Annotated in this window: 12 protein-coding genes; 3 read left to right on the top strand and 9 right to left on the bottom strand. The window is 41.2% G+C overall.

The window, feature by feature from the left end; all coding sequences use genetic code 11:
• Positions 1-11: 11 nt before the first annotated feature.
• Genes WC955_00660 through WC955_00640 form a run of 5 tightly spaced genes read right to left on the bottom strand, consistent with a single transcriptional unit; the run spans position 12 to position 6236 of the window.
• Positions 12-2186 carry a glycoside hydrolase family 95-like protein gene (locus WC955_00660; protein ID MFA5857555.1) on the bottom strand — a complete coding sequence of 725 codons (2175 nt, stop codon included), beginning with the start codon at positions 2184-2186 and terminating at the stop codon, positions 12-14.
• Positions 2187-3869, bottom strand: coding sequence for a diphosphate--fructose-6-phosphate 1-phosphotransferase (locus tag WC955_00655; protein MFA5857554.1), 1683 nt, complete (start codon positions 3867-3869; stop codon positions 2187-2189). It abuts the gene before it with no gap.
• A 15-nt stretch (positions 3870-3884) separates the two neighbouring features.
• Entirely contained in the window at positions 3885-4259 is a 375-nt protein-coding gene (locus WC955_00650) for a response regulator (GenBank protein MFA5857553.1), read from the bottom strand.
• On the bottom strand, positions 4259-4636 hold the full coding sequence (locus WC955_00645) for a response regulator (protein MFA5857552.1): 378 nt from the start codon (positions 4634-4636) through the stop codon (positions 4259-4261). Before WC955_00645 ends, WC955_00650 begins: the two co-directional genes overlap by 1 nt.
• Entirely contained in the window at positions 4629-6236 is a 1608-nt protein-coding gene (locus WC955_00640) for an ATP-binding protein (protein MFA5857551.1), read from the bottom strand. Before WC955_00640 ends, WC955_00645 begins: the two co-directional genes overlap by 8 nt.
• 192 nt (positions 6237-6428) lie before the next feature.
• Between WC955_00640 and WC955_00635 the strand changes: the two genes are divergently transcribed.
• Both WC955_00635 and WC955_00630 read left to right on the top strand, forming a co-directional pair.
• On the top strand, positions 6429-7448 hold the full coding sequence (locus WC955_00635) for a hydroxyacid dehydrogenase (GenBank protein ID MFA5857550.1): 1020 nt from the start codon (positions 6429-6431) through the stop codon (positions 7446-7448).
• A gap of 6 nt (positions 7449-7454) precedes the next feature.
• A complete protein-coding gene (locus WC955_00630; protein ID MFA5857549.1) occupies positions 7455-8756 on the top strand; it encodes an enolase C-terminal domain-like protein in 1302 nt (433 codons plus the stop codon).
• Positions 8757-8904: 148 nt separating this feature from the next.
• Here the strand turns inward: WC955_00630 and WC955_00625 are convergent, their stop codons facing one another.
• Together WC955_00625 and WC955_00620 are read right to left on the bottom strand one after the other, a co-directional pair.
• On the bottom strand, positions 8905-9219 hold the full coding sequence (locus tag WC955_00625; GenBank protein MFA5857548.1) for a pyrimidine/purine nucleoside phosphorylase: 315 nt from the start codon (positions 9217-9219) through the stop codon (positions 8905-8907).
• A 99-nt stretch (positions 9220-9318) separates the two neighbouring features.
• Complete coding sequence (locus WC955_00620; protein MFA5857547.1) at positions 9319-10488, bottom strand: hypothetical protein; 1170 nt, start codon at positions 10486-10488, stop codon at positions 9319-9321.
• A gap of 244 nt (positions 10489-10732) precedes the next feature.
• On the opposite strand from WC955_00620, the gene WC955_00615 reads away from it, so the two are divergent.
• Complete coding sequence (locus WC955_00615; protein ID MFA5857546.1) at positions 10733-11245, top strand: ORF6N domain-containing protein; 513 nt, start codon at positions 10733-10735, stop codon at positions 11243-11245.
• Between the two features lie 105 nt (positions 11246-11350).
• Here WC955_00615 and WC955_00610 read toward each other — a convergent pair whose 3' ends face one another.
• Together WC955_00610 and WC955_00605 are read right to left on the bottom strand one after the other, a co-directional pair.
• Positions 11351-11785 (bottom strand): hypothetical protein, encoded by a 435-nt coding sequence (locus WC955_00610; GenBank protein MFA5857545.1) that lies wholly within the window; start codon positions 11783-11785, stop codon positions 11351-11353.
• Entirely contained in the window at positions 11782-12237 is a 456-nt protein-coding gene (locus WC955_00605; protein ID MFA5857544.1) for an ORF6N domain-containing protein, read from the bottom strand. The genes WC955_00610 and WC955_00605 overlap by 4 nt, the downstream gene beginning before the upstream one ends.
• Positions 12238-12359: the final 122 nt, after the last annotated feature.

Below are 12359 nucleotides of genomic sequence, written 5' to 3'. Positions count from 1 at the left end.
TTTTTGTTTCATCACAAAGACATTTTTGGGGTAAGCGTTAATGGTTTGTTAGGAACCAGAGTTAAAATAATATCTTTCTTCGCCCATGGAGACACAAAACAACACCGCCCGCCAGTTTCGGATATAAGCTCGACATTCTGAACTTGCCCGTTCTTACGCTGTGCTGATACCAATACCCCGCCTTGTGCACGTAATGTCGTGAATTCCGTATCACGCCATATGCCGGGCACTGCGGGGAATACTGTGATTTTACCATTATGGCTTTGCAATAACATTTCCTGTACACCCGCAGCAGCAGCAAAGTTTCCTTCCAATGTAAATGGGCGGTATTTTAGAGTCGAGTACCCTTTCCCCGACTGGTCGCCGTTACAATGAAAACTATTTCGTAACGTAAACGCGTCAGCAAAAATATCAAGCATACGTTCTGCGTTAACCCCGTCTCCATCCCGTGCGTATATACTGGCCAGCCACGCAAAACTGTACCCGCACCACCGGCTTGTTCCTAGTGTATCGAGGTATTTCAATGAATTTGTAACGATTTTTTGTTCATCCTGACTCCCGCCCGGATAGTTTAAAAGTCCAAGCGGGTGGATTGCCATCAGGTGCGAAAAGTGGCGGTGAGAAACTTTTAACGGATAATTTTGTGCGACAAGTAAGCCTATATTATCATCAACTGCGTAACCCGGAAATTCGGATGAAACACTATGCCAATATTCAGCATCACCGGTATTTCCAAGCTCAGTTGCGAGTTCTGCGGTAGCGTGTAACAGCCAGAGTATAAGCGCGAGGTCATAGTTTGTTATAGTATCAACAAACCACGCATTAGGACGGTTGTCATTGATCTCAGGTGAAGAAGAAAGCTCAAGCACGCGTTTACCATTCACTTTTTTCCGTGAAGTTATTGCATCGACAAAAACCGCAGCGGCGCGCAGGTAAGGATACGCGCGGGTACGTAAAAACTCGCGGTCATTACTATACTTCCAGTGAAGATAAAAATGGTGTGCCAGCCACGCAGCAGTAGTTGCAGAATGTGTATACTGTCTCCACCCGCCGATTTGGTTATTGTTAATATCCGCAGTCATCGGTACATTTAATCCCGGCATACCAAAAAACTCGCGGGTCCATTTCTTACAGTTTCCACGGGTGTCCCATAACCAGTCAACAAAACACTGTCCTTCTTCTAACCGGTTACCGGAATAACATGGCCAGTAACTTAACTCAGTATTTAAATCGTGATGATAATCACCCCGCCACGGGGGAAGTTTTCCGTCATCAGCAGTCCATACGCCCTGCAGTGTTATTGGATACCCACCTTTACGGCTTGTTGCTCCGAATTTGTATGTATCAAGAAACCATTGTTTTTCAATTCTTTTGTTAGGTAATGAAATACACGATTTTTGCCAATAATTATTCCACCATGCGCAGTGGGTTCCAAACATTTCTTTTGTATCACAGGATAATACGTTAGTAACGCGTTCCCGCGCAACCTCCAATGGATCAGTTCCGTCATGATTAGACGTTATTGTCCAAGCGTATACACGTTCACCGTTTTGGTTATGCCACGCTAAATACCCAGCATAACAAAACTTCTCCCATCCCTTTTGCCGGAACGATTGGTAAGTATTACTATCATAACGTTCTACCACCGGGTATCCCAAATGAGTTAACGCTGTTTTATCTGCCGGAACATTTGTAGCGGCATCGCTATTGAATAAAGGATTGTTTAACCGTATAGTAACATCAGTTTTTGCGGGTAATACTATTATTCCCACATTTTCAGTTGCGTGAACGAATATACGGATTGGAGTATTCCCGAGTTGAACATACACTGTTGCGGTATAAAGGTCGAGTTCAGAAAATTGTACTACCGCATCATTATTTGCAACTAATTCTATCCGCCCGGCTGGGATTTTTGTTGGATTTGCTGGGCGGTTATAAGGCTCTTCTAATAAATTCTTTAGTTCGTCATGTTTTCCTTCACGGTGCCAGCGAAGAACGTTGTCGTAAGTGTAATCAGCGGAATGAAATTCCGGGATAACCCGTGTATCCCACAGGTCAGTACGGTCTAATGATATTTTTAGAGGCCTGCCAGTACCCCATACCAACGCACCAAGCACACCGTTGCCCAGTGGTAAACCTTCATCCCAGGTTAGTGCCGGGGTGTCATACCTGATACGTATAGACACTTATTTCTTTTTCCCGCCTTGCTCAAGCGCTAATGTTTTAGTGGTAATATCAGCCACAACTGACGGGCCAAAGTACTGTATCGGCCCGGGATAAACATAACAATCAGTAGATGCCCATTTATCGCGGTTTACTTCCAGTGCTTTAAACGGTTTCCCGTTAAGGTCAACCAGCGCTTTTTGGATCACCGGTTTCTCTTTTCCTTTCCGCCGTTCAATATTCATCATCATTGTTAAAGGTACACCACCGCAGGTCCATGAAGACGATTTGCTGGTTAGTCCTTTAACAGATGAAAGATAACCGGTTAACGCATTCATCGCCAATACCGCAGCGGTATAACCCAGTGCGTAAGTGTAGTTCGCATCAAAGTTTGATGGCGCACCGCACCGCCCTTCATATCCCAGAAAATGCGTATTAGTTGCGAACTTACCATTATACTTCCCTTCCTTCTTGAGGTCAGAAAGTTGTTTCTTTATCATATCTATTAGCAACTTCTCGGTTTCAATCTGTGACACCTGGACATTACCGTGAGGATCGCGGTCCAGCATTAATTGTGATGAAATCCCGGAGGGTAACGACTTCATTAATGCCGCTAGGTTCTCCGGTAGTTTTGAGATAACAAACACTTTTTTATCGTCTAATCCCGCCATTGCATGAAGTGTTTGTTCGTTCTCTGCTAGTACGTCGTTGAGTACTGCGATTAACTGTTTTATCTCAGGGATAAACTCAACCAATCCTTCCGGGACGAGAATAACGCCAAAATTTTTCTTTACCTCAGCCCGTGCAACGATAACATCTACTATATAATGTACCACCTGCGCGAGGGTAAGATTTCTTGATTTAACCTCTTCACCTATAAGCACAATATTAGGTTGTGTTTTCAATCCAACCTCGAGCGTGATATGCGACGCACTGCGGCCCATTAACCGCACAAAATGCCAATACTTTTGTGCGGAGTTTACGTCCCGGCAGATATTACCAACGAGTTCCGCGTAAATCTTAGTTGCGGTATCAAACCCGAAGGACGCTTCAATCTGGTCATTTTTTAGGTCACCGTCAATAGTTTTAGGTACGCCAATCACGGAAACAGGAAGGTTTTTTATCTTAAAGTATTCAGCTAACAACGCAGCGTTTGTATTTGAATCATCCCCCCCAACTACTACAAGCGCATCAAGTTTATTTGCAATCAAATTATTACTTGCTAACTCAAACTGTTCCGGGGTTTCAATTTTTGTCCGGCCAGACTGGATAATATCAAACCCGCCAGTATTGCGGTACTGGTCCATAAATGGTGCGGTGATTTCTTTCCATTTATTATCAAGGATACCCGATGGCCCGCCAAGGAAGCCGATAAGTTTGTTCTTTTGGTTAGCTTTTTTTAACCCGTCATATAACCCTGCAATAACGTTATGTCCCCCGGGTGCTTGACCTCCGGAGAGTACTACGCCAACCCGCACAATTTTTTTTGTAACAGCCGGGTTTTTACCTTTCCCGAACTTAACCAACGGCATTCCGTAGGTAAGAGGGAAAAGGTTTTTTACGGTATCATAATCCGCAATGCTTTGGGTGGGATTACCAGCTTTCGTAACAACGGCACCGGGGCCGTGTTTCAGGATTGCCGGTAAGACCGGTTTAAATTTTCCGCGGGCTGTCTGTAACTCGGACACTTTAAATTGTTTTGTCATTGTTTAAACATCTCCTTATTTATTTTGTTCCAGTAACTTCTGTACTTTTGAGGTAAGCCGTTCAAACGAGAACGGTTTCACAATATAGTCATTAGCCCCGCAACGAAATGCTTCGTCGATATCCGCCATAGTATTCAGCGCAGTCATCATTATCACGGGTATATGCTCAAACTTTTTCTTTGACCTAATATACGCACATACGCCGTGCCCGTTCATTTTTGGCAGCATAACGTCAAGTAATGCAAGATCAATATTTTTTTTGTTAATGAACTCCACAGCCTCTTCACCGTCATAAGCCAGGATAATTTCATATCCATCTGATTGCAACCGCGCTTCCACCGCGCCGGCAAGTGTGTGATCATCTTCAACTACGAGGATACATTTTTTCATTATACATATTTCCTTATTATTTCCAATAATGCAGACATTTTATATGGTTTGATAACATACTCCTGCACTCCTGCGGTTAAAGCTCTATTAATCTCTATCTGCTGCGCTAACGCAGATACCGCAATTACGGGTATGGATTTAAATTGATCGTCCGCTTTAATGGTTTTACAGACGTCATACCCGCTGATTTTCGGGATCATGAGGTCAAGTAAGATGATATCCGGCAATATTTTTGATACCAACTCCAACGCTTTCTCCCCATCCTCAGCAATTGTCACTTCATATCCCCGGGCAGTAAGTGCGGTAGATAAAAGGGCTACAATTAACGGTTCATCTTCAACTACCAAAACCTTTTTTTTGTCCGGGGTATTAATCATTCCGCTGTTCCTCTATCGGTAAAGCAAAGATAAACCGGCTACCTTTCCCGGGTTCGCTTTCCGCCCAGATACGCCCGCCGTGTTGTGTAACAATTTCTTTTGCGATAGCCAGTCCTAACCCTACACCCTGAGGGTTACCTTCAGGTGTATCGGATTGTTTAAGTTGTTGAAACCGGTTGAAGATAACTTCCAGGTATTCAGATTTTATGCCGATTCCAGTATCAGCAACGGTAACTATAATCTCATCCTTTTCACCGGGTTTCATGGTAACCTCAACACTACCCCCTGCCGGAGTGAACTTCAAAGCGTTGTCGATAAGATTAACCAGTACCTGTTCAATTTTTTTGGGATCCGCCAGTATGGTTATACATTTGGGACACGGCGTGAACTTAAGGGTTAACCCCCGTTTTTTTGCCAGTTGCGATAATTGCGCAACATTTTTTTGGATAAGGTCAGAGAGTTTAATACTTTCCTTCTTCAATACCGTCTGTCCGGATTCCAGTTTTGAAAGATCGAGAATATCGCTAATTAGGGTGTTTAACCGGTTTGCGCTGGTGCCAATTTCCTTAATCCAGCGGTGCTGCTCAAGGTTAAGCTCACCAAAAATGCCGTCATCAAGGTTTTCTACTGAGGAAAGGATTATTGTAAGCGGTGTACGGAGTTCATGCGAGACCATAGAAATAAACTGTGTTTTTAATGTATCAATTTCTTTTAACCGTTCGTATACTTTAGCGTTTTCAATTGCAACCGCGGCATCTACTGCCAATTCTTTTAATAACTCAAAATCCTGTTGTGTGAACGTATACGTCGAACCTGTATTATTGATGTTTAACACACCAATAATTTTGTCCTTACTTTTCAGGGGTATTACGATTGACGATTTTATTTTTGGGTTTGTTTCAATATCCTTAAACTGCGGCAGTGTATCCGGGCGGTCGGTTAAAAGTAAAGCCTCACCGGTTTTTGCAACCCATCCGGCGATACGGTCTCCGGAGTGTAAATGCACATTTTTTGCTATGTAACGCGACATGCCCATGGATACGCCGATGGTAAGCTCGCCGGTTTTTTCGTTTACCATCATTAATGACCCGCTATCCGCGTGGACCATATCCCCCGCAAGTTTAAGTATCATATCCAAAACTTTTTCTACTTCCATCAAAGAACTCATCATGATACTGACCTTATAAAGGTTCTTGATGTTTCTCAACCCGCCAACCTCGGTATGTAACCGCTGCTGTTCAAGACACCGGTCAACCACAAAGCGTAATTCATCAACTGAAAATGGTTTAGTTATATAATCATAAGCACCCAGCCGCATGGATTCCACTGCGATTTCAATTTTTCCAACACCACTGAAGATAATAACCGCGGTATGCGGAAACTTTATACGTATTTCTTTGAGTATCTGTATACCATCCATCCCACCGGGGAGGTGGAGATCCACTAAAGCGAGGTTATAAGGTTTATCCTGAAGCAGTGCAAGGCCGTTTTCTCCCGAACTAACGACTTCCACTTCATACCCTTCGCCGGTCAGTGCGTCAAAACAAAAATCGCTGACATTAACATCATCTTCTATAACTAAAACTTTTTCTTTTGCCATATAAAAAAATATTGTGTTTTACCGTTGCTATACTATACCTTAATAGTTAAATAATAACAAATAATGTGCGGGATAAACAATACCTGTTTTATGAGATTGTACATAGGAGATTATGATATAATTAACATAAGAAAACTGTTATTTTATAAGTAAACGTCTATTATGTATAAAACAAGAAAGGCTTATAAAGAAATGAGTAATAAACCCAAAATCGCGGTACTACTGAACACACAGATGAAGAATAATTGTATATCGACGGAAGATTATATACGGCTGAACACCTTCGCTGATGTGCGGTTTGAGGATACTCCAAAACTATCAACGGAGTTAATGTTAAAACTATCCTCCGGTGCTGATGCATTGCTAACCGGATGGAGTACCCCTGTGATAACACCGGAAGTACTTACCTCCGCTCCATCCCTAAAAATGATTGCGCATTCCGCAGGGTCAGTAAAGGTAATGCTTGCACAAGTGAAGGATGTATTGATACAAAACAATGTGGTGGTTACCAACGCAAATACAGCACTAGGTATCGGTGTTGCGGAGTTTACGCTTGGTATGATGTTGACAACAATGAAACGCGCGTGGTGGCTCTGCAAAAACACGGTTAACGGCAGGTGGATGGATGAAAATGAACGAAAAAAGGTTGTAGAACCCTATGGCGCGGTAATCGGCATCATCGGCGCTTCACGCGTAGGACGGCATTTAATAAAGTTACTAAAGAATTTTGACCTCAAAGAAATCCTTGTGTATGACCCGTATTTAACACTGGATGATGCTAATAATCTTGGTGTACGGAAAGTTGAGTTAGAAGAACTCTTAAAAACCGCGGATGTTGTGACGCTTCATGCACCGTCAACTGAAGAAACAAAACATATGCTTGGGCTCCACGAGTTCGCGATGATGAAAGAGAACGCTATATTCATTAATACCGCGCGGGGCGCGATTGTGAATGAACCTGAGATGATAGAAGAACTTAAACGCGGACGGATAACTGTGTGTATTGATGTTACTGACCCAGAACCCCCAAAACCGGACAACTCATTACGTTCATTACCCAATGTTATCTTAACCCCGCATATAGCCGGCGCTGTCGCACAGAACAGGTTACGTAACGGGCGGGATGTTATTGACGACCTTGAACGTTATTTCATGAAAAACGAAAAGGTGCAGTACCCTGTAAACTTAACGCACTGGGACAGGCTAGCATAAAATTGTATGAACAAAATATCGGTTGTTTCAACTTCCTCAAATTTTGTGCGAGAACCCCTTATCAAACCGTTCGGATTCAAGGGCGGGTATACCACTGAACTCTGGCAAACAGTAGCGCTGGTACGTTCCTCAAAAGGTAATGAGGGTATTGGACTTGGCACGCAAAGCGTTCTGTGGTCCGACGCAAAAGTGTTTGAAGCGCATTCAGAATCTGGGGGTAACGCGTTAATGTACGCGATCTTGCAGTATGCGTTAACCAAAGCGCGTAACGTTGAGTGGTCAACACCCATAGATTTGATAGACCAAATCCTTGATTCCGTATATGCGTACGCAAAAATTGTTACGAATACAGCAGGGTTAAAATTAACCTTTGTACTAAACGCTCTTGTACCTTTAGATACCGCCGCATGGGTATTATACGCCCGGGAGAATGGGTATACAACATTTGATGCAATGGTACCAGAGGAATACCGTCCTTCATTATCCGCGCGGCATGAAAAGGTTGCGGGGATACCGCTGATAACCTATGCGTTAACTCCGGAGGATATTGAAGAAGTTATCCGGCAGGGATACTTTTTTATGAAAATAAAAATCGGGGCGGACCCTGAAAAAGACGGTGACCGCGGGAAAATGGTGGAATGGGATAAACAACGGTTGGAACAAGTACACCGTATGGTGAAAGATATACGTATACCTTACACAGAAAACGGTATGGTACCGTATTACCTTGATGCCAATGGTCGGTATGATACTAAAGACCGCTTATGTGAACTTCTTGACTACGCTGCGCGTATCGGTGCGGTTGAGCATATAGCCATTGTTGAAGAACCCTTCCCGGAAGAAGCTATGATTGACGTTACCGGCCTTGGGGTGCGTATCGCTGCGGATGAAAGCGCGCATTCGCCTTTGGATGTGGGGAACAGGATAAACCTCGGGTATACTGCTATAGCGTTGAAACCTATCGCCAAAACATTAAGTAAATCGTTGCAGATCGCGGAATTATGCCGGAAAAAAAATGTTCCCTGTTTCTGTGCTGACCTCACGGTTAACCCTGTGATGGTTGAATGGAACAAAAACGTAGCGGCGCGGCTAATGCCGTTTCCCGGTTTAAAAATAGGTTTATTAGAAAGTAACGGGCATCAGAACTACAAAAACTGGCAGGCATTGTTGTCGTATCATCCGTATAGCACAGCAGGATGGGTTACCCCGAAAAACGGTGTTTATGAACTTGACAACTCTTTTTATGAAACATCAGGCGGAATATTTGAGATACCACAGTATTATAAAGCTTTAGTATCAGCTACTTAAATTACTTCCGGGGTAGGATGGATGGTACTGTTTTGTTCATCCTTAGTTTTAGGTGGTTGTATCCTGCAAAGTTACGGATATTTTAAACATTAGCAATAATATTCTTTTCTTTACCAACTTTTAACTGCATACAACCAACCGTTTATCTTTACATATAAGTACAAATGTATTCTGTAATCCCGGATTCTACTGCAATATCAAACGCTGAGTTGCCGGGGACATCGAAAAACGTTCCCGCGGAATAGGTTGTCCATTCTGTCTCGCCAGCAAGTTTTATCTTGCACTGCCCCGCGGTGATGTCCATACGTTCCGGCTTGCCCGTAGTGAAATGGAAATTGCCTTGATAGATTAAACCAACGGTTTGTTTACTGCCGTCCTTTAGTTCAACGGTATGGCTTACAACCTTACCGTCGAAGTATATGTTGGCTTTTGTTACGACTGTTACGTTCTCAATTTTTGTGATTTCTGTCATTGGTACTACTCCTTGCTATTTATTATTCCACCACTTAGCGTTTTCTTCATTTAAATACTTGTCCAACAACGCTAACAAAACCTTTTGTTGTCATTGTTTTATCACCTTTTTAACCAATTTCCCTATACAAATTATCGATTTACTGTAATCAGTAAAAACAACATATTTATTATCTGGGGACAAACTAGGACTTGATTCAACGACATTAGGAGTGTGTGTTATTTCATACTTCTTTTTGTTTTCCACATCAAATAAAACTATTTCCGTGGCTTTAATATCCCATTCGCTTTCTTCATATTCTTTAATACCTATCAAAAAACGACTATCTAATGACCAACCAAGATTACCATGAGCATCTTCTACTTCATTACCACTTCCTTTAATTTCCATAATTTTTCTTCCTTGAAGATCCATTACCATAGTTAGATAAACACCTTTCCCATTATGTTTTCCCTGTGCATATGCAAGAACATATTTACCATTTGGTGATAATGCTGCTCCATAATAACCACCTTCTTTTGTGAGTTGTTCATTCACACTACCATTTACCTTTTTTATCCACACATTATTAACAAATCCACCACTAACATATTCATCCGTGAAGGTTGAACTTGCCTTTTGTCTATCAATGTATACAACAAATTTATCTTTTTCTTTTTCGTTTATAGGTTTTATTTTCCCTGTCTCGTCAATACTTTTTAATTCTCTTCCTTTGCTTCTTACCACTATACCGTCTTCTTCTGTCCATTTTTCTACCGGAGCAGCTTTAAATTGTGATTCAAATTCTTTCTTCGTTTTATTATCTATGTCAACTATTATTCCCCAATATTTCGTATCTCGTATTTGGGTTTTATCATCAAACTCTACCTTACCGCGATAAAAAAGTATGCGCTTGCTGTCCGGTGACCAATGAAAAGAATAGCCTTCATCTGGTTGGCTTACTGGTTTGACTTCTCTAGTTGATAAATCTAATACATGTACATATAATCCTTTATCCAAAGTAAATGCTATTTTCTTTCCATCCGGAGACCATTGGATAGAAGTAGCATGCATTCCTTCCGGTGTCAAAGGTTTTACATCTACAAGTTCGTAAGTATAATCGTTTTCGGTAGTAGTTGAACTGTTCACAGCCGATTGATTTCCTAATGCTTTAATTACAGTACAAAACATTAACACTGACACCAAGCACAATACCTTAGTTGTATTTTCTATATCATTCAATTTAGTATTCCAGTAGTATTTTGATATTTCAATAGCCATTAGACAATCTCCAATGCTTTATTGCGTCTCGATAGTAGTATTCTACCAAATGTTTGTGGGAAGTCAAAACAGGAATTGAAGCGCAACGGAGTATAAAATGGGGAGCGTTGGACGCCACTAGAACCTGGTTTGTGGGACAGCATATACAACTTCTTATCAAATTTGACATCGCTTTGTTTTTAGTGTTAATATATTTACAGGCTTTGGTACATAACACCTCATAAAATTGAAACAGGAGGATATTATGGACAAAGCTCTTATTCTGCAAGAAAGTATTGAAACCAAGATTCTATTAATCAGAAGCAAGCGGGTAATGATTGACCATGACCTTGCTGGACTTTACAACGTTTCGACCAAAGTTTTGAATCAGGCAGTAAAAAGAAATATCCGGCGTTTCCCAAAAGAAACATTCATCTTTCAACTCAATCAGCAAGAAAAAACTGAGGTGGTCACAACTTGTGACCACCTTAAAATGCTTAAGTTTTCACCCAAATTGCCTTATGCATTTACCGAACACGGAGTCGCAATGCTTTCAAGTGTATTGAATAGTGAACAGGCAATTCAGGTTAATATTCAGATCATTCTTACTTTTAATAAATTACGCGAGATTATTGTATCCCACAAAGGCTTGCAACACAAAATTGATGAAATGGAAAAGAAATATGATCAGCAATTCCAATCGGTGTTCAATGCAATCCGCAGGTTACTAACACCAAAGAAGGAAAAACCGAAGAAACAAATAGGGTTTTTGAGGTAACTATCAACAGGAAGTTTCTTGGACGCCATCATAATCTGGTTTGTAAAATAAGTTGTTTTATGAAGCAGCTGTCTTCCTAGGGTTCAAATAGAATGCGCTTTTAAATCAATTATTTAATTGTTTTAACTTGGTAAGCATCTCAATCGATGTGATATCCATTTTAGAAAATGCGAACCATTTCTTCCCCAGGTCTTTAAGCGACGCGCCAAAGTGATAAACGGTATTTTCGTCGATAATTATGAACCGGTCATGCGAGTTTTTGAATATCTTGATTTCGACAAACGGGTATTGTTCATTAAACTTTTTCACATCAAGCGCCAATAAGCTTGAAACTGTTCTGGTTAAAATGGTTACTTTCACGTTTTTCGCACGTTTTGTGAGATGCGTTAGGACACTTTCATCGATATAGTTATCAATAATGATAAGAGACTTTTTTGCAGCCCTGAAAAGGGTTGATAAAAACCGGTATGCATCAAATACCTGGCCATCGAAAAATATTCCTTGTTTTGGTTTAACCTCGTTACTTTCAATGGCGTTCAACACTTTATCAATCTTTTGTCAGTTTCGCTTTGTTTGGTTTCAAGACTATCAAGTCTTTGGAATACCTGCGTGTTCAACGCGGTAAACCTGCGCATTTGAACAAAAGCGCGTATAATCTTTATACTTACTTCAATAGCACGTTCACTAGTAATTACTGTAGAAACAGCAGAAACTCCTTGCTCAGTAAAAACAAACGGTAGCGAACCTCCCAGATGCTGTTTTGAAGGTATCGCATTTTGCGATACCATAATTTCAACTTCTTCTTTTGTAAGTTGAAACATAAAATCATAGGGGAAACGTTTAATATTTCTTTTTACCTGCTCTCTTAACCTTATAGGTTTTACACCATAAAAAAGTGCCAGATCTTTATCCAGCATCACTTGAACACCGCGGAGAGTAAATATCCTGTTCTGAACATTTTCAATTCTAACCACATTATTCGCATTCATCATCCCACCCCACCTTTCGTAGATTCACGAATATCAAATTACAGATATTCTACTAAAAGTTAGTGGGAAGTCAAAAACAGAAATTGGTAACGTCGGAACAAAACTTGGAAGGGATTAGATGCCAT

Source organism: Elusimicrobiota bacterium, from assembly GCA_041658405.1.
In the GTDB taxonomy this organism is placed as follows: Bacteria; Elusimicrobiota; UBA5214; order JBBAAG01; family JBBAAG01; genus JBBAAG01.
Note: the sequence above shows the minus strand (reverse complement) of the source record. Positions and strands in the feature narration are given on the sequence as shown.